Annotated in this window: 16 protein-coding genes and 1 pseudogene; 11 read left to right on the forward strand and 6 right to left on the reverse strand. The window is 64.5% G+C overall.

The window, feature by feature from the left end:
* The first annotated feature begins 34 nt into the window (after positions 1-34).
* Positions 35-355 (forward strand): Mpo1-like protein, encoded by a 321-nt coding sequence (locus BC1002_RS10070; protein ID WP_013089934.1) that lies wholly within the window; start codon positions 35-37, stop codon positions 353-355.
* A 34-nt stretch (positions 356-389) separates the two neighbouring features.
* Here BC1002_RS10070 and BC1002_RS10075 read toward each other — a convergent pair whose 3' ends face one another.
* The gene (locus BC1002_RS10075) at positions 390-1,700 is read right to left on the reverse strand and encodes a YihY family inner membrane protein (protein ID WP_083788681.1); all 1,311 of its coding nucleotides are present in this window, start codon (positions 1,698-1,700) and stop codon (positions 390-392) included.
* 129 nt (positions 1,701-1,829) lie between these two features.
* Here BC1002_RS10075 and wrbA point away from each other — a divergent pair, with 129 nt between their 5' ends.
* Genes wrbA through BC1002_RS10095 form a run of 4 tightly spaced genes read left to right on the forward strand, consistent with a single transcriptional unit; the run spans position 1,830 to position 5,271 of the window.
* Positions 1,830-2,432: an NAD(P)H:quinone oxidoreductase gene (gene wrbA, locus BC1002_RS10080; protein WP_013089936.1), complete on the forward strand. Its 603-nt coding sequence runs from the start codon at positions 1,830-1,832 to the stop codon at positions 2,430-2,432.
* Between the two features lie 10 nt (positions 2,433-2,442).
* Positions 2,443-2,961, forward strand: a complete 519-nt coding sequence (locus BC1002_RS10085; RefSeq protein WP_013089937.1) for a DUF2069 domain-containing protein — start codon at positions 2,443-2,445, stop codon at positions 2,959-2,961.
* Between the two features lie 32 nt (positions 2,962-2,993).
* The gene (locus BC1002_RS10090; protein ID WP_013089938.1) at positions 2,994-4,412 is read left to right on the forward strand and encodes an FAD-binding oxidoreductase; all 1,419 of its coding nucleotides are present in this window, start codon (positions 2,994-2,996) and stop codon (positions 4,410-4,412) included.
* Between the two features lie 52 nt (positions 4,413-4,464).
* Positions 4,465-5,271 (forward strand): metallophosphoesterase, encoded by an 807-nt coding sequence (locus BC1002_RS10095; RefSeq protein ID WP_013089939.1) that lies wholly within the window; start codon positions 4,465-4,467, stop codon positions 5,269-5,271.
* Between the two features lie 19 nt (positions 5,272-5,290).
* Here BC1002_RS10095 and BC1002_RS38405 read toward each other — a convergent pair whose 3' ends face one another.
* Positions 5,291-5,443, reverse strand: coding sequence for a hypothetical protein (locus BC1002_RS38405; RefSeq protein WP_013089940.1), 153 nt, complete (start codon positions 5,441-5,443; stop codon positions 5,291-5,293).
* 198 nt (positions 5,444-5,641) lie between these two features.
* Positions 5,642-6,580 carry a LysR family transcriptional regulator gene (locus BC1002_RS10100; protein WP_013089941.1) on the reverse strand — a complete coding sequence of 313 codons (939 nt, stop codon included), beginning with the start codon at positions 6,578-6,580 and terminating at the stop codon, positions 5,642-5,644.
* A gap of 211 nt (positions 6,581-6,791) precedes the next feature.
* Here BC1002_RS10100 and BC1002_RS10105 point away from each other — a divergent pair, with 211 nt between their 5' ends.
* From BC1002_RS10105 to BC1002_RS10120, 4 genes are read left to right on the forward strand one after another with little or no spacing between them, the layout of a single operon-like run.
* Positions 6,792-8,411 (forward strand): efflux transporter outer membrane subunit, encoded by a 1,620-nt coding sequence (locus tag BC1002_RS10105; protein ID WP_013089942.1) that lies wholly within the window; start codon positions 6,792-6,794, stop codon positions 8,409-8,411.
* An 8-nt stretch (positions 8,412-8,419) separates the two neighbouring features.
* On the forward strand, positions 8,420-10,639 hold the full coding sequence (locus BC1002_RS10110; RefSeq protein ID WP_013089943.1) for an FUSC family protein: 2,220 nt from the start codon (positions 8,420-8,422) through the stop codon (positions 10,637-10,639).
* Positions 10,629-10,829 (forward strand): DUF1656 domain-containing protein, encoded by a 201-nt coding sequence (locus tag BC1002_RS10115; protein ID WP_013089944.1) that lies wholly within the window; start codon positions 10,629-10,631, stop codon positions 10,827-10,829. The genes BC1002_RS10110 and BC1002_RS10115 overlap by 11 nt, the downstream gene beginning before the upstream one ends.
* Before the next feature lie 13 nt (positions 10,830-10,842).
* On the forward strand, positions 10,843-11,742 hold the full coding sequence (locus BC1002_RS10120) for an efflux RND transporter periplasmic adaptor subunit (RefSeq protein ID WP_013089945.1): 900 nt from the start codon (positions 10,843-10,845) through the stop codon (positions 11,740-11,742).
* Positions 11,743-11,925: 183 nt separating this feature from the next.
* Here the strand turns inward: BC1002_RS10120 and BC1002_RS10125 are convergent, their stop codons facing one another.
* Both BC1002_RS10125 and BC1002_RS10130 read right to left on the reverse strand, forming a co-directional pair.
* Positions 11,926-12,747, reverse strand: coding sequence for an ankyrin repeat domain-containing protein (locus tag BC1002_RS10125; RefSeq protein ID WP_013089946.1), 822 nt, complete (start codon positions 12,745-12,747; stop codon positions 11,926-11,928).
* Between the two features lie 14 nt (positions 12,748-12,761).
* On the reverse strand, positions 12,762-14,078 hold the full coding sequence (locus tag BC1002_RS10130; protein WP_013089947.1) for a Tle-like phospholipase domain-containing protein: 1,317 nt from the start codon (positions 14,076-14,078) through the stop codon (positions 12,762-12,764).
* A gap of 111 nt (positions 14,079-14,189) precedes the next feature.
* Between BC1002_RS10130 and BC1002_RS10135 the strand changes: the two are divergent.
* Positions 14,190-14,504 (forward strand): annotated as a pseudogene (locus BC1002_RS10135) (hypothetical protein); the annotation flags it as partial.
* Here BC1002_RS10135 and BC1002_RS10140 read toward each other — a convergent pair.
* Positions 14,459-16,060 carry a methyl-accepting chemotaxis protein gene (locus BC1002_RS10140; RefSeq protein ID WP_013089948.1) on the reverse strand — a complete coding sequence of 534 codons (1,602 nt, stop codon included), beginning with the start codon at positions 16,058-16,060 and terminating at the stop codon, positions 14,459-14,461. The pseudogene BC1002_RS10135 and the gene BC1002_RS10140 sit on opposite strands and share 46 nt — an antisense overlap.
* 483 nt (positions 16,061-16,543) lie before the next feature.
* Here BC1002_RS10140 and BC1002_RS10145 point away from each other — a divergent pair, with 483 nt between their 5' ends.
* Positions 16,544-17,809 carry an MFS transporter gene (locus BC1002_RS10145; protein WP_013089949.1) on the forward strand — a complete coding sequence of 422 codons (1,266 nt, stop codon included), beginning with the start codon at positions 16,544-16,546 and terminating at the stop codon, positions 17,807-17,809.
* The last annotated feature ends 219 nt before the right edge of the window (positions 17,810-18,028 follow it).

Genomic DNA, 18,028 nt, shown 5'->3' on the forward strand with positions numbered 1-18,028 from the left:
TCGAAGCTGTCTTTTTCAGCCTCCGGAGGCCGTTATGGCTCATACAGCACATACCGATCACTTCGCGAGCTTCGCGGAGTTTTATCCGTACTACCTGAGCGAACATCGCAACATCGCGTCGCGTCGGCTGCATTTCGTCGGCTCGCTCGGCGTTATTGGCTTTCTCGCGATGGCGCTTGCCACCGGCAACTGGCTATGGCTGCCGGCGGCCGTCGTGTGCGGCTATGGCTTCGCGTGGCTCGGCCATTTTTTCTTCGAAAAGAACAGGCCGGCCACCTTCCGTCATCCGCTTTACAGCCTGATGGGCGACTGGGTGATGTTCAAGGACATCTGCGTGGGGAAGATTTCGTTGTAGTTTTCCTAAGGCGGCTCGAAGTCGAGCCGCCCTGTCACGCCGCCTGGTGCGGCATCGAAGCGGCCGCGCGCTCATCTCCGGGTCGCGCCGCTCTGGCCGCCGCGCGCGAGGCAAGCAACGCGGCGAGCGTCACCTTCAATTGGTCGTTGTCGAGCGCGGCGAGCAGCATGCCGCCGTCCACGCGCGTGGAGTCGAGTTCGAGCTGATACGACAGCTCCGCGCGGTCGATCACGAACAGGTCGTACAGCCGCTGCACGGTCACCTGCGCCGGGTTAGCAAGCAGCACATAGTGCGGGCCGGTATGGTCCTCCTCCAGCCGCGCGATCCACTCGATCTCCTCAAGACGCTGTAACAGCATCAGCGTCGTATCCTTGTCGCGGCGAAGCATGCGTGCAAGCTCGGGCATCGTGTAGCCGCGTCTGCCGCCCTCACGCGCTTCGCACAGCCGCGCGAGCAATTCGAGCGAATCGAACAGATTACTGCCATAGAACACCGGGCGGTGAAACTGACCGATGCGAATCGCCGGCAACGCCGATGCGATCATCGCGCCAGTCAGCGTGATGAACCAGCACAGGTACATCCATACAAGGAACAGCGGCACCGCGGCGAACGCGCCGTACACTGCCGTATAGGTCGGAATACGGCGTACGTAGTAGCCGAAGCCGCGCTTGGCGAGCTCGAACGCGACTGCGGCGATCACGCCGCCGACCACCGCGTCACGCCATTCGACACGGCAGTTCGGCAAATAAACGTAAAGAATCGTGAACGCAAGCATCGTGAACGGCAGCGTGGCGCTCGCGAGCGCCCATTCGATCAGCGGTGTGATGCGCTGCGCGGCGCTAAACGACATCGACTGCGTGAACAGATACGACGAGATCGACAGGCTCACGCCGATCAGGATCGGACCGAGCGTGATGATCGCCCAGTACACGAGAATGCGCTGCGCGACGGGCCGCGCCTTGCGCACGCGCCAGATCACGTTGAACGCGGACTCGACGGTCATCATCGTCATCACTGCGGTGACGAACAGGATGATCATGCCGATCGTGGTCAACCCTTTGGCCTTCGACGCGAACTGGTTCAGATACTTGAAGATCTGGTCGTTCAGTTGCGCGGGCATCAGGTGATCGGCAAGAAAAAACTGCAGCGACGCCTGGAACGAGCTGAAGATCGGAAACGCGGTGAACAGCGCAAACGCGACGGTGGCGAGCGGCACGAGCGCGAGCATCGTGGTGAACGTCAGGCTGCCCGCGACCTGCGGAATCCGATCCTCGCCGATACGTTGCGCGGCGAATTGCGCGAGCCGTTTGAGCGTGTCGAGATCGAAACGCACCCTAACCAACAAACCTGCCTCCTTGCCTGCTGAACCCTGAGAATGGAACTGCGGGAACCCCGTTCGGCACCTGGCCGAACGGCTATGAATGGCCTGTGCAACGGACCGAACCCCTATAATACCTGTTCAATGATGAGGCCTATGAAAGACATTCTCGTGCTTTATTACAGCCGTCACGGCGCCACGCGCGAGCTCGCGCTGGCAATCGCGCACGGCGTCGACAGCGTCCCCGGCATGCAGGCGCGTGTGCGCACCGTGCCGGCGGTTTCCACGGTCTGCGAGGCGAGCGAGCCGGACATCCCCGCCGAAGGACCACCGTACGTCGAGCTGCGTGACCTCGAAGAATGCGCGGGCCTCGCGCTCGGTTCACCGACCCGCTTCGGCAACATGGCGGCCGCGCTCAAATACTTTCTCGACGGCACCACGCCGCAGTGGCTATCCGGCGCGCTGGCGGGCAAGCCAGCCTGCGTGTTCACGTCGACCGGCAGCCTGCACGGCGGCCAGGAATCCACGCTGCTGTCGATGATGCTGCCGCTGCTCCATCACGGCATGCTGATCGTCGGCATTCCGTACACCGAGAGCACGCTGACCACCACGCAGACCGGCGGCACGCCGTACGGCGCGTCGCATTTCGCGCGCGCGGGCACGGCCGGCCATGGCATCTCCGCCGACGAACGGACGCTGGCCATTGCGCTGGGTGCGCGCGTTGCGCGCACGGCGGCGTCGATGTCCGAAAGGCCGTGAGCGAAAAACCGTGAACGTCCCGCATCCGCAACCAACCGAACGCGACGACGCCCGTCGCGACGCCAGTGGCGCGGAATTCGGCAACACGTCGGCAGCCGCAACCGTCGTACCCGTGCAGCCCAAAGCCGCCGCCGCGCTCGTCGCCGCGTTCACACTGGTCGCGATGATCTTGCTTGCGGTCGCATGGGAATGGTGGCTCGCACCGTTGCGGCCTGGCGGCTCGCTGCTCGTGCTGAAGGCGTTGCCGTTGATCTCCGCGTTGCCGGGAGTGTGGCGACGTCGGCTCTATACGATGCAATGGGCGTCGATGCTGATTCTGCTGTATTTCGCAGAAGGCATCGTGCGCGGCTGGAGCGATCATGGCCTGGGCGCGCGGCTCGGCTGGCTGCAGGCGGCGCTTGCCATGATCTTCTTCGTTTGCGCGCTCGCGTATGTCGGGCCGTTCAAGCGCGCGGCGAAACGAGCCGCAAAGCAGGCTGCAAAGCAGGCTGCTAAGCAAACCCCCAGCGAACCAACCCCGCCCGCCTGACGTCCAAGCTTCAAAACCGTCAACCGATCCACATGAACCACACCGCTTTTCTCGCCGCCTGCCGCGACGCCATCGGCGCGGCTCACGTACTGACCGATCCGCACGACACCGCCCCCTTTCTGACCGACTGGCGCCGCCGCTACACCGGCGCGGCCTGCGCGGTGCTATGCCCCGCCACGTCTGCGGAAGCCGCCGCGCTCGTCAGGCTCGCGGTCGAACATCGCGTCGCGCTGGTGCCGCAGGGCGGCAACACCGGTCTCGCGGGCGGCGCCACACCCGACGCGAGCGGCGCGCAGGCGGTGATCAGCCTGCGCCGCCTGAATCGGGTGCGCGACATCGACCCGCACAACAACACGGTCACCGTCGAAGCGGGCGTGATCCTCGCCGACGTGCAGAAGCACGCCGAAGCGGCCGGACGTCTGTTTCCGCTGAGCCTCGCCGCCGAAGGCAGCTGCACGATCGGCGGCAATCTGTCGACCAACGCGGGCGGCACCGGCGTGCTGCGCTATGGCACCACGCGCGAGCTATGCCTCGGCCTCGAAGTGGTGACGCCGCAAGGCGAACTGTGGGACGGCTTGCGCGGGCTGCGCAAGGACAACACCGGCTACGATCTGCGCGATCTGTTCATCGGCGCGGAAGGTACGCTCGGCCTGATCACCGTGGCGGTGATGAAGCTGCATCCGCAGCCGGCCGCGCGTGTCACCGCGCTCGCCGCGCTCGCGTCGCCGCATGCGGCGCTCGATTTTCTCGCGCTCACGCAACGCGTCGCCGGGCCGCTCCTGACCGGCTTCGAGCTGATGTCGGATTTCTGCCTGCGGCTCGTCGGCCGCCATTTCGAGCAGATGCGTTATCCGTTCGCCGAACCGCATGCGCAAGTCGTGCTGCTCGAACTGTCGGACAGCGAAAGCGAAGAGCACGCGCGCACGCTATTCGAGGGGCTGATGGAAACCGCGCTCGAACAGGGTCTCGTCGAAGACGCCGTGGTCGCGGAAAACCTCGCGCAGTCACGCGCGTTCTGGAATCTGCGCGAACACATTCCGCTTGCGCAGGCCGAGGAAGGGCTGAACATCAAGCACGACATCGCGGTGCCGATCTCACGCATCGGCCACTTCATCGAGACAACCGACAAAGCGATCGCGCAAGCCGCGCCGGGCGCGCGCATGGTCACGTTCGGCCATCTCGGCGACGGCAATCTGCACTACAACGTGCAGGCGCCCGAGGGCGTCGATGCAAAGGCGTTTCTGCGGCAGTACCAGAGCCCGATCAACCGGATCGTCTACGACAGCGTGAATGCGCATCGCGGCAGCATCAGCGCGGAACACGGACTCGGCCAGCTGAAGATCGACGAAGCCGCGCACTACAAACAGGACGTCGAAGTGCGGATGATGCGCGCGATCAAGCAGGCGCTCGATCCGCTGAACCTGATGAATCCGGGCAAGGTGCTACGCTAATGTCAGAAGCCTCCGCGACCCGACGCGGTGGCGTTTAGCAGGAGTCGCATCCGTGAAGATTCGCGTGCTGTCCGATCTGCATCTGGAAAACGACGAGCCTGAACTGATCCCGCATGCGCGGGCGGATCTGGTCGTGCTGGCGGGCGACATTCACAACCACGCGGCCGGGCCGCGCTGGGCCGCGCAGGCGTTCGACGACACAGTGCCGGTCGTCTACGTGCCGGGCAATCACGAGTACTACGACGGCGAGTTCGGCGCGCTGGAGAGCGCGACGCTCGACGCGGCCGCGCAGGTCGATAACGTGCACGTGCTGAACAACGCCACGCTCGTCGATAGCCAGGGGCGCTGGCGCGTGCTCGGCACGACGTTGTGGACCGACTTCGCGCTGTACGGCACGACGCCCGAAGCAATCGAGGAATCGATCGGCGCCGCGCGCCGCGTCATGCTCGACTATCGCGGGTTGATCCAGATGAACTGGCCGCACGACCCGCGCGACGCCGCCCGCGACTTTACGCCCGCCGATTCGCTCGCGCTGCACCAGCATGCGCGCGCGTGGCTCGCAAGCGAGCTGGCCAAACCGTTTGCCGGCCAAACGATCGTGGTCACGCACCATGCGCCGCATCGGCTGAGTCTGGCCGAGCGCTTTGCCGAGGACCGCGCGTCGGCAGGCTTCGTCAATCACTTGCCGGAGCTCGTGCGCGCGCCTGTTGCGTTGTGGATTCACGGCCACACGCATACGTCGTTCGACTATGTAGTGGACGGCACGCGTGTCGTGTGCAATCCGCGCGGCTATTTCGACCGGCGCACGCGCGAGTGGGAGAATCCGCTGTTTGCTTGGGACAAGGTCGTCGAGATTTAAATGGTTCTAGCGGGCCTGCTCACCGCTCTCGCCGCGGCGCATCCTGTGACTCGACTTCGACCGGCACGAGCCGCGGCTGCTGTACACGCATGCGGCGCAGCAGATCGCGCGACGCGGCGACGCCGATCAATCCGAACATGACGGCCAAGCCGATCATCAGGTGCGTATCCATGGATGTGTCGTCCTTCAGTGGTTGCGAGGTGCCGAACGGCGGCGAATCCAGCGCGTCCGGCCAGAGCGGCGGCGCGTGAACGACACGTTAACAAATCGACTGCGCGGCAGAAGTAAAGAAATGTTGCGACGCGGCGCGTGTGTAACAGGCTGTCACGCCGCGCGCCCGTCGAACGTCAACGCATGACGAACAGGCCGTTCAGGTCCTCGCGAACTGCCGCAACTCTTCCTGATCCGCCGCCAGCGTCGAGGGCAACTCGTCGCGCAGGAATTCGACCCACGTGCGGATCTTCGCATCGAGATACTGCCGCGACGGATACAGCGCATACAGATTCATCTGCTGCGACGTGTACTCGGGCAGCAGCCACTCCAGTTCACCGCTGCGCAAACGGCTGATCGCCGAGTAGATCGGAATCAGCGCGATGCCCATGCCCTGAGCGACAGCCACGACCATCGCCTCGGCCACGTTCACTTGGAACGTGGCCGAGCCGAGCGAGACGACTTCTTCGCCGTTCGGGCCGTCGAAGGTCCATCTGTCGGGCGGGTGCACCGGCGTCACCATTTGCAGGCAGTTGTGCTGCGCGAGGTCTGCGGGCGTTTGCGGCACGCCGTGCCGCTCGAGATACGCAGGCGACGCGCACGCAATGCTGAACGCGCTGCCAATGCGCTGCGACACGAGCCCAGAATCGGGCAGGCCGGTGGCGAGTGTCAGCGACACGTCGAAGCCTTCGTCGAGCAGATCGGGCATGCGCTGCGCGAGCGTCAGTTCGACATGCACGTCCGGGTAGCGCTGCTGGTAGCGGCTCACGGCCGGCACCACGTAGTGCTGGCCGAAGCTCGTCATCGCGTGGACCTTCAGCTTGCCGGACGGGCGCGCGTGCGCGTCGCTCGCCTCGGCCTCCGCCTGATCCACGTACGCGAGAATCTGCTCGCAGCGCTGCAGATAGCGCTCCCCCGCCTCGGTCAGCGCAATGCGGCGCGTGGTCCGGTTCAGAAGCCGCGTGCGCAGATGCGCCTCCAGATCGGAAACCGCGCGCGACGCATAGGCCGTCGTCGTATTCAGATGTTGCGCGGCGCCCGTGAAGCTGCCCGCTTCGACGACGCGGACGAATACGCGCATGTTTTGAAGCGTGTCCATACCTATCCTCTGTCGACCGGAGTTGGCGCTCTAGCCCTTGCACCGGTCCCATGCAACACAGTTGCGAAAAATCGGCAGCGATTGTTACACGATCAGCAATGGCCATTATCTCATGACTTGTAAAAATGCCTTGCATCATTACCGGTTATTCCGCAATTGATCGAAAAATATAATTGCGCACAAGGTTCTATAGTCAAATTTGGAGGAAATGGTGCAGTCTCCGGTACGCAAAGGGATCGCCGCAGCCTCGGTTCTTACGATCCTATTAACAATCGCCGGATGCGCAAGTACCGGGGGCGTGGCGCCGCAAACGCGCACGATCAATGCTTCGTCGCTCGACGTGGGCAACGCGATTCGCGCCGCCAACGCCGATGCGCAGTGGCCCGCCGCCGACTGGTGGCGTGCCTATAACGATCCGCAGCTAAACCAGTGGATCGCGGACGCAGAAGCCGGCAATCCGAGTCTCGCGGTCGCCCAGGCGCGCGTGCGCGAGGCGGCGTCGATGGCCGGCGTCGCGCGCGCGGCGCTCGCGCCGCACGTCAACGGCAGCCTGTCGATCCAGCGCGAGCAGTGGCCCGACAACGTGTTCTACGGTCCGGGGCCGCTCGCCGGCGAGCAGTCGTGGAACAACACCGGCACGCTCGCCCTCGCCTATCACCTCGACTTCTGGGGCAAGGACAAGAATGCCGCCGAGCGCGCGCTCGACCTCGCGCACGCGAGCGCTGCCGACGCGCGCGCCGCGCAGCTCGAACTGCAGGCGAATGTGGTGCGCACCTATATCGAGATGTCGCTGAGCTACGCGCGGCTGGACATTGCGAAGGCCACACTGCAACAACAGCAGCAAATCGTCGACCTGGCGAACCGGCGCCTGAAGGGCGGCATCGGCACGCAGCTCGAAGTGAGCCAGGCCGAAACGCCGATGCCCGAGTACGAGCGCCAGATCGACGCGATCGAGGAAAACATCGCGCTCGGCCGCAATCAATTGGCCGCGCTTGCGGGCAAGGGGCCGGGCGCCGGCGACGCGATCCAGCGCCCGACACTGTCGCTCGCCGCGCCCGCCGGTCTGCCGGCCGCTCTGCCCGCGGAACTGATCGGCCACCGCCCCGACGTGGTCGCGGCGCGCTGGACGGTCGCCGCGCAGGCGCGCGGCATCGACGTCGCGAAGGCCGGGTTCTATCCGGACATCAACCTGCTCGCGTCGATTGGCGGCTATGCGGCGATGGGGCCGCTGTTCCAGTTCCTGAAGAGTCCGTCGCATAGCTGGAGCGTGGGTCCCGCGCTGACGCTGCCGATCTTCGACGGCGGCAGGCTGCGCTCGCAGCTCGGCGCCGCGTCGGCGGGCTATGACGAAGCGGTCGAGCGCTACAACCAGTCGATCGTGACCGCGCTGAAGGACATTTCCGACCAGGTGATCCGCATCCGTTCGTTGACCACCCAGGCCGACGACGCCGACCGCTCGGTCGCCGCCGCGCGCAGGAACTACGATCTGTCGCGCGAGGGCTTCCGGCGCGGCCTGACCGACTATCTGAACGTGCTGGTCGCGCAAAACCAGTTGCTGCGCGCGCAGGAAGGCGTCGCCAAGGTGCAGGCCGAGCGGCTCGGCGCGCATGCGTCGCTGATGACGGCGCTCGGCGGCGGTCTCGACGATCCGGCCAACGGTCCGCGGGATAACGAAACGCTGCCGGCGCATGGCAAGGGCAACAACGAAGGCAAGAGCGGCTCGGCGGATAACGGCACGGCGAAGGCGGATGCGAATGCCAACGCCAGGACAAACGCAGTCACCACCGCCACCACCGCCTCGCGCGCCCCGAACGCGCCCGCGTCCGAGTAAGAAAGGCCATGTCCTCCTCGTCTTCCCCGTCGACCGCGCGCCCCGCGTCGTTCGCCGCGCTCTACGAAGCCGCCGCCCACTGGGCGCGCACCGACGGCCTCGTGTGGATGTATCTGTTCAAGTCGCTCGCCGCGTGTTTCCTCGCGCTCGGCATCGCGATGAAGCTCGATCTGCCGCAGCCGCGCACCGCGATGACCACCGTGTTCATCGTGATGCAGCCGCAAAGCGGCGCGGTGTTCGCGAAGAGCTTCTACCGGATCTGCGGCACGCTGGTCGGCCTGGTCGTGATGCTCGCGCTGATCGGTCTGTTCGCGCAGCAGCCGGAGCTGTTCCTGATCACGACCGCGATCTGGGTCGGCATCTGCACCGCCGGCGCCGCGCGCAATCGCAACTTCCGTTCGTACGGCTTCGTGCTGGCGGGCTACACAGCCGCGCTGATCGGTATTCCCGCGTGGCAGCATCCCGACGGCGCGTTTCTCAGCGCGCTCACGCGGGTCGCGGAAGTCGTGATCGGTATCATCTGCGCGGGCGCGGTCAGCGGCCTCGTGTTTCCGCAGTTCGCCGGCCAGCAGATGCGCAGCACCGTGCGCGCGCGCTTCTCGTCCTTCGTCGAATACGTGTCGGCGTCGCTCGCCGGGCGCAACGACCGCGCGCAGATCGAGGCGACCAATGCGCGCTTCGTCGCCGACATCGTCGGCTTCGAGGCTGCGCGTAGCATGGCCATGTTCGAAGGGCCCGATTCGCGGATGCGCGGCGGGCGCCTCGCCCGTCTGAACAGCGAGTTCATGACCGCGTCGACGCGCTTTCATGCGCTGCATCAGCTGATGAACCGTCTGCGCGAGAACGGCACGCACGGCGCGGCGATCGCGATCGCCGCGCTCGAGCCGTACTTCAAGGAGATTGCGCCGTTGCTAGCGAAGTCGGGCGAGCCGGTGCTGAGTGCGGCCGACGCCGCGCACGCCGCGGCGCAGCTCGACACCTACAAGAGCGAATTGCCGAAGCGCGTGCGCGCGACGCGCGACGAGCTCGAAACGCACCCTGACGCGCCGCTGCTCGATTTCGACACCGGCGCCGAGTTGCTGTACCGCTTCATCGACGACCTGCACGCGTATGCGGCGACCTACGCGTCGCTCGCGGTCGACACGCACGCGCGCGAACGCTGGATCGAGCGCTACGAGCCGAAGACCAACGGGATCGCGGCTGGCGTCGCGGGCCTGCGCGCGGCCATCGTGATGCTGGTGCTCGGCGCGTTCTGGATCGCGACCGCGTGGCCGAGCGGCTCGACGCTGACGCTGGACGCGGCGGCCGTGTGCGCGCTCGCGTCGTCGTCGCCGGACCCGAAGCGCACGGCGTTTCAGATGGCCGGCGGCACGGTGCTCGCGACGCTGATGGGCATGACCGCGGTATTCGGCGTGTATCCGCACATCGACGGCTTCGTGATGCTGTGCGTCGCGCTCACGCCGTTCCTGCTGCTCGGCGTATTCATGACCACGCGTGCGAAGCTCGCGGGATACGGCGTCGGCTACTGCATCTTTTTCTGCTTCCTCGCCGGCCCCGACAACGTGATCCACTACGACCCGAGCTCGTTCATGAACGACGCGCTCGCGCTGGTGCTGTCGATGCTGGTGGCGTCGATCGCGTTCGCGGTGCTGCTGCCACCGTCCACGCCGTGGCTGCGCAACCGCCTGCTCGTCGACTTGCGCCGCCAGGTGGTGCTGGCTGGCCGCGCCGGTCTTGCGCGGGTGCGCTCACGCTTCGAGAGCGGCGCGCGCGATCTGATGTTCCAGATCAACTCGCTGTCGCAGAACGAGCCCGATACGAAGCGCGACACGCTGCGCTGGCTGTTTTCGGTGCTGGAGGTCGGCAACGCGGTGATCGACCTGCGCCGCGAAATCGCGACGTTGCCCAACGAGCCGCGCTACCACAAGGCGGCGCCGTGGCGCGTCGCACTGCGCTCGCTGCGCGATGCGCTCGCGGCGCTGTTCGAGCGGCCGCGGGAGCGGCACTTCGAACGCGCGCTCGCGGCGACCGCCGATGCGATCGCGCAAGTACAGCAGCTGATGGCCGGCTTCACGCCATCGCGCGAAGAACGCCATCAGCTGCTGCGCATCCTCAGTCAATTGCATTTCATCCGTACCGCGCTACTCGATCCGCAGTCGCCGCTCGCGTCGGCGATCGGCACGCGCGCGGACACATCAGAAGAAGAAGGAACTCCTCATGCCGCGTGATATCGCCGTGCTCGATGCCTATGTGCCGGCCATTTTGCTGCTGTTCATCGCGGGCGCCGCGCTGACTTGGCTACTCGATCGCGTGATCGCCTATACGGGCCTGTATCGCGTGGTGTGGCACCCCTCCCTGTTCCGGGCCAGCTTGCTCGTGTCCGTGTGCGGCCTTCTCGGCCTCGCCGTTTATCGTTGATCAGAGTCGAAACATGACCATCCGAAATCTTGTGGGCTTCATCGCGACAGTCGTCATTTTCATCGTCGCGATCCTGATTGGCCGCGTGCTGTGGGTCCATTACATGGACGAACCGTGGACGCGCGACGGCCGCGTACGCGCCGAGATCGTCAACGTCGCGCCGGACGTGTCGGGCGCGATCGTCGATCTGCCGGTCAAGGACAATCAGTTCGTCAAGAAGGGCGACCTGCTGATGCAGATCGATCCGTCGCACTACCAGATCGCAGTCGAGCAGGCGCAAGCCGCAGTGGCCGCGCGCAAGGCTGAATTGCAGATGAAGCGCGACGACGCGCAACGGCGTGCGGACATGGACTCGCAGGTGGTGTCGAAGGAAAGCCGCGAAAACGCGACGCATACCGCGTCCGCTGCCGGTGCCGCCTATCAGCAGGCGCTCGCCGCGCTCGACGCCGCGAAGCTGAACCTGGAGCGCACGCGCGTCGTGTCGCCGGTCGATGGCTATGTGACGAACCTCTCGGTGTTCCGCGGCGACTATGCGACCGCCGGCGCCGCGAAACTCGCGATCGTCGATAGTCATTCGTTCTGGGTGTATGGCTATTTCGAGGAAACCAAGCTGCCGCACGTGCGCATCGGCGATCAGGCCGAAGTGCGGCTGATGAGCGGCGGCGTGCTGCAAGGCCATGTGGAGAGCATCTCGCGCGGCATCTACGACCGCGACAATCCGCAAAGCCACGAACTGCTCGCGGACGTGAATCCGACCTTCAACTGGGTGCGCCTCGCGCAGCGCGTGCCGGTGCGCGTGAAGATCGACTCGGTGCCGGCCGATGTGATGCTGGCGGCGGGCACGACCTGCACGGTGGTCGTGCGGCCGGGGACGGGGTCCGGCTCCCACCCTCCGTCGGCTAATGCGAGCTGATGACCGCGTCGCTTTTTATCGGCGGAACTGCCACATCATCGCCTTCAGCCCGCGTGCCTGATCGTCGGGCGAGCCGGGCGCGTCGGGGGCTTCCTCCACCAGCGCGGAGTTCTGTTGCGTGCCCGGATTCTATCCGCCTTCTCGTGTGCGGGGCGGTTACCATCTCGCCAGCGTGAAGCTGCATCAAGGCAGCGGAAGCTTGCTGTCATCGAGCCGGCGCGGAGGATTGGCTCCCCAACGTGCTTTGATCTGTTCCGGAGTCTCGGGAGGCCATTTCACGCCCATCCTGATGATGCGATCCCGGATTTCGACCAGCTTCCTGTATGCCGGTGAATCAGGCGCAGAGGCGTTTCTGTTGATGTCATGTGAAAGCGCGAATGGGAACGATACGCCGTTGATGTTGTAAGTGGACGGGTTTGCGCCGTGATCGAGAAGGTAGTCGATCTGATCGAGCGCGTTGTTCATTAATGCTTCAAATAGCACTGAATTACGCAACGAATCGCGCCGGTTCACATTCGCGCCACGCTCCACCAGCAGCTTGAGTGAGCCGGATGTCGACTCCTTTGCAACCTCAAAAATTATCGGGGTGCCTTCTGAAATCAAATTTGGATCAACACCGCCGTCCAGCATGGCACGCAGGAATTCCGGGTGAGAGCTGTTGAGCATGACTCCGAGCGGGTCACCAAAATCCGGCACTTCCTGCAAGGGATCGGCTCCGGCCTTCACCACCTCCGACGCAACCGCGAGCCGATGCGGGTCGCGCTGCAACGCCTCCTGAAACGCAAAAAACAGCATCGTCATGTTCTTGCGTCCGGGCGTGTTCAGGTCCGTCTTCGGTGCCAGTCGCCGGACCTGCGCCATGTCGCCGCGTTCGATGGCCTGCGCCAGTTCGAGTTGCGGGCCGCTAAAGAAATCAGTGGCGGGAAATTTTTTCATTGGATGAACCACAGGGGATAGCGCCAGTAACAGCACCGGCATGATAAAGATTCGGCTGAGTCTTTTCATCGCTTTCAGCCTCGTTATGACAGTGTTTCAAGTACGGTGATGTCCTCCGCCTTCTGCTGCTCGATGCCGTCAATTGCCTGCGTGATGAAGTGCCGCGACACGGGCGAGCCGCTGCCGGGAAGGAGATAGGGAGTACCGGCTGCACCGGGCAGCGGCATCCAGGTCTGTGCGACGGTCAGAATGTCGCCGTTCACATGGTAGGCATTGATGTTCGATGGCGCGACCTGCCCGCCGTAGTGTTCGACCGTCTTCGGGTGCAGACCGGCGGCGTTGAAGCTCCAGCATTCCTTGCCGCTGGCGACGGATGCAGCCGAACACAGGCCACCGCCCAGCGAGTGACCTGTGATGTCGATAGGTTCTGTTGAGAAGGCTAAATTCTTACCTATATTGACGGCTCTCTTGTAATAGGGCGATTCCATATCCACGCTCTGGCTGAAGTTGTTCGACCAGTCGGCCAGACTCGTCATTTCTGTTCCCTTGAACGCGAGGGCGGGCTTCATATCGTTACCGAAGACCGCCGCATCCGGTTCGTATAGCTGCGCCCTGAAGTCCGAGCCCTTGATCTTCAGGTCTTTTGGCTTCAAGCCATACCGATCCAGAAACTCCCTATCCCCGCTGCGGTTCGCCCACCCTTCGGGCACCGGCCCGGACGGCTCGTAGACATGATCGGAGAGTCTGGCCTTCTCCACCGCGACATTGTTGCGCGCGAGCCGTTCAGCCGCCGCCCGCACGCGCCCGGACATGGCCGCATTGCCCGCCGCAATCAGCGCCTTGCGCGTCTGCCACCGCTGCGCCTTGGTCAGTGCCTGTGGTATCTCGATGTGTGGCGGTGTGGCCCTGGCTGCGCGCGCAGCGGCTAACTGGGCTTGCCGGGTGGCCGGATCATATTGGACGGACAGAATGGGTTCGGCGTCCGGGTGACTGCCGGTCCTCGCTACGGGATTCCTTAACGGCGTGCTGCTGTAGCGTGACGGAAACAGGCCATCACGCGGACCTTTAATGGCAAGCAGGTTACCCCGGCGAACCTCTTCGAGAAGACCAAGGATGACCCACCAGCCATCGGTGTCAGGGCTACGGTGCCGCGCGCTATGGAAGAACAGCCAGCCACTCTTCTGGATGCGCCTGACCAGCTTCCGGTCCTCCTCCCACTTCCTGTGATCCAGTTCGGCAATCTCGAGAAATTCCCGGGTCTCCGCCCCGGCCTTCTGACGGTCTGCTGCCTTGCCGAGGCACGCTTTATAGTGCCACTCGTCACAGATGACATAACAGGCACCCGGTGGCCGCTGGCAGAACAGCTCCACGGAGTGCATCTCAAATACGGACAGGGACATAGGTGTGTCGTTGGTCTATCTGAAGTCGCTGCCGGAGTTGACAGCAGTCAGATAATTGCCGTGCGACAGGCAGTCCGTACATGGGCGACCGCCCAAAATCGGCTTTCGATGAACCTCGCGGTGTTCGGCTGCGACTATGCGACCGCCGGCGCCGCGAAGCTCGCGATCGTCGATAGTCACTCGTTCTGGGTGTATGGCTATTTCGAGGAAGCAGGCTGCCGCACGTGCGCGTCAGCGATCCGGCCGAAGTACCTCGCCCAGCGCGTGCCTGTGCGCGTGAAGATCGACTCGATGCCGGCTGATGTGATGCCGGCGACGGGCATGACCTGCACGGTGGTCGTGCGGCCGGGAACGGGCCTCGGCTCCCACCGCGCCGCTTTTTACAGCCGGAACTGCCCCACCATCGCCTTCAGCCCGCGCGCCTGATCGTCGAGCGAGCGGGCCGCGGCGGTGGCCTCCTCCACCAGCGCGGCGTTCTGCTGCGTGCCCGCGTCCATCTGCGTGACCGCGAGATTGATCGCCTCGATGCCGGCGCTCTGCTCGGACGACGCCGCCGAAATCTCGCCGATGATGTCGGTCACGCGCTTCACGGCCTTCACGACTTCGTCCATCGTCTGACCGGCGTCCGCGGCGAGCGTCGAGCCGTTGCCGACGCGCTCGACCGACGTCTGAATCAAGCCCTTGATCTCCTTCGCGGCCGCAGCACTCCGTTGCGCCAGATTGCGCACTTCCGCCGCGACCACCGAAAAGCCGCGCCCCTCCTCGCCCGCGCGCGCCGCCTCGACGGCCGCGTTCAGCGCGAGGATGTTGGTCTGAAACGCGATCCCCTCGATCACGCCGATGATGTCGCCGATGCTGCGCGCGCTGTCGTTGATGTCGTTCATCGTCGCGACCACGCGGCTCACGACCGCGCCGCCCTGCTCGGCGATCTCCGACGCGTTGTTCGCGAGCGTGCTCGCCTGCTTCGCGTTGTCGGCGTTCTGACGCACCGTCGACGTCAGCTGTTCCATGCTGCTCGCGGTGCGCTCGAGCGCGAGCGCCTGCTGCTCGGTACGCTGCGACAGGTCCAGGTTGCCCATCGAAATCTGCCCGGACGCGGTCGCGATCGCATCGGCGCTCGATGCGATGTCGGCGACCGTCGTCGCGAGTCCGCTTTGCATGTCGGACAGCGCGAACAGCATGCTCGACCGGTCCTTGCCGCCGAGCGCGATGCGATTCGACAGATCGCCTGCGGCGATGCGGCGCGCGATCTCCTTCGCGTACGCCGGCTCGCCGCCTAGCTGCGAGGTGAGCCGCCGCACGACCCACGCGGCGATGCCGAACGCGAGCACGATCAGCGCGAGCGTCATCACCGCGATCATCACGAACGACGACTGGTAGATGAAGCCGGACGCGTCGATCGTTGCCTTCGCGGCGGTGCCGCGCTGGGTGACGAGTTCGTCGACGAGCTTTTCGAGCTTGCCGGTTTCGACGAGCAGCGACACGTCCTGGGTGCCGACCTGCCAGTTCATCTGCGACAGATCGAGCGGCTGCGCTTTGACCAGCGTGACGAAGTCGCGCAGATGGGTGCTCCAGATCCCGATCGCCGCGGCAAACACCTTCTGCGCGCCGACCGCCTTCGCGTCGGACGGATCGACGTACTGCTGCAGCGTGCGCAGTTGCTCGTTAAGACCGGCGAGGCCGCGTTCGATGTCGGCGCCGAGCTCGTCGCGCTCCTTCGCGGTGGTTGCGGTCAGCAACATCTTCTGCGCGCGGCTCGCGCGCAGCATGTAGCCGCGCGCTTCCTCGGCGGCGCGACTCGCGACGTGACCCTGGTCGTAGATCGATTGCGCGGACGCGTTCAGCCGGCCGATCTGCAGCAGCGAAAACACGCCGATCAGCAACGTGCCGGCGAGCAGGATCGCAAACGCGATCCGCAGCGTCGCCTTTACCGAAAGGCCGTCGAACTTCGTTGCCGCCGCGCTCTGTGCCACTGCTTCCATAGTCCCCAACCCCCACGTGTCGACGCGCCGGAAAGGTCGGTTCCGGCGTCCCCGCTTGTCTCTCCGGGTCTACGGCAGCCAGCCGCGCGATCTTGAATGTCGCGCGATCAGACGGCGGCGGGTCGTGCGCCGCTTGCCGTTCCCGGTCCGATGTTCGACGCGCCGCTTCGTGAGCTCGCGCAGTCGCGAGCGCTTTATACCGCAGACAAAAACCCGCCAAAAAATGCCGCGACAGGCGGGACAAGGTAATTCGCCCTTAAGTACCGAAAGCAAAGCCATCCGGCCCCATGTCCGATTCGCGACAAAACTTGTCCTTACAATTCGCAACGGCCACATTAAACTTCGGCTACATAGTCAAAACGCCGGTTGCGGCGACGAAATGCCGCGAAGCTTCGCGAAACGCGCCTACGAAGCGCGCTGCCCGCGCCGGTTCTGCACCCATTTTTTCCTCTCACCGTTTGCCCGATCCTTTTCTACTAGCGTATGGAAACGAGCCTCGATAAAAGCGCCCTCGCCGGCGCATCCGCCACGGGGGCGAGCGCGTCCCCGGCCGTCGCCACGCCGGCGGCCGCCAAGGTGCAGCGCACCGTGTATTCCGTGCTCGGTGCGATCAGCTTTTCACACCTGCTCAACGACATGATCCAGTCACTGATCCTCGCCATCTACCCGATGTTCAAGGACAACTTCTCGTTGTCGTTCGGGCAGATCGGTCTGATCACGCTGACTTACCAGATCACCGCGTCGCTGCTGCAGCCGCTCGTCGGCAGCTATACCGACAAGCATCCGAAGCCGTACTCGCTGCCGGTCGGCATGGGCTTCACGCTTGCTGGCCTGCTGCTGATGTCGGTTGCGCCGAACTTCAGCGTGCTGCTGGTCGCGGCGGCGCTGGTCGGCTGCGGGTCGTCGGTGTTTCATCCGGAGTCGTCGCGGGTCGCGCGGATGGCGTCGGGCGGCCGTCACGGTCTTGCGCAGTCGCTGTTCCAGGTCGGCGGCAATGCGGGTTCGTCGCTCGGGCCGCTGCTTGCCGCGCTGATCGTGATTCCACATGGCCAGCGCAGCATTGCGTGGTTCTCGGCGGCGGCGCTCGTCGCGATCGTCGTGCTCACGCAGATCGGCCGCTGGTACAAGCGGCATCCGTCGGTCAAGAAGGCGCGCGGCCACGCGGCGCATGCGGCGCTGCCGCGTAACAAGATCATCCTGGCGATGAGCGTGCTGGTGCTGCTGGTGTTCTCCAAGTACTTCTACCTCGCGAGCCTCAACAGCTACTTCACGTTCTATCTGATCGACAAGTTCCATCTGTCGGTGCAGGCCGCGCAGATTCATCTGTTCATGTTCCTCGCGGCGGTTGCGGCGGGGACAGTGATCGGCGGGCCGATCGGCGACAAGATCGGGCGTAAGTATGTGATCTGGGTGTCGATTCTTGGGGTCGCGCCTTTTACGCTGCTGCTGCCGTATGCGAATCTGTTCTGGACTGGGGTGCTGACTGTTGTGATCGGGGTGGTGCTCGCTTCGGCGTTCTCGGCGATTCTCGTTTATGCGCAGGAGTTGATTCCTGGGAAGGTGGGGATGGTTGCCGGGTTGTTTTTTGGTTTTGCGTTTGGCTTGGGCGGCGTTGGCGCCGCGGTGCTTGGGCAGCTGGCTGACGCTACCAGTATTGCGTTTGTTTATAAGGTTTGTTCGTTCTTGCCGTTGATTGGGGTATTGACTGTGTTGTTGCCGGATGTTGAAGAGAAGCGCGTGAAGGGATGATGTTCCTGCGGGAGGGTGCCTTCTTTCGTTGTTCTTGCAACACCGCAAAGAAGACCACCCTCTCCTTACACCCGCATACGTCTCCACAGAAAAACCCCCGCCGCAACCACGGCAGCTGCAACACCGTCGACAACGCCCAGCATTGGCAAAGGATCAGTCCACTTATCCATGTTCGTCGTACGCGAGTAATAGGGCTCGCCACTCCCATACGTTTCGTTC

This window comes from Paraburkholderia atlantica (assembly GCF_000092885.1).
GTDB classification, from domain to species: domain Bacteria; phylum Pseudomonadota; class Gammaproteobacteria; order Burkholderiales; family Burkholderiaceae; genus Paraburkholderia; species Paraburkholderia atlantica.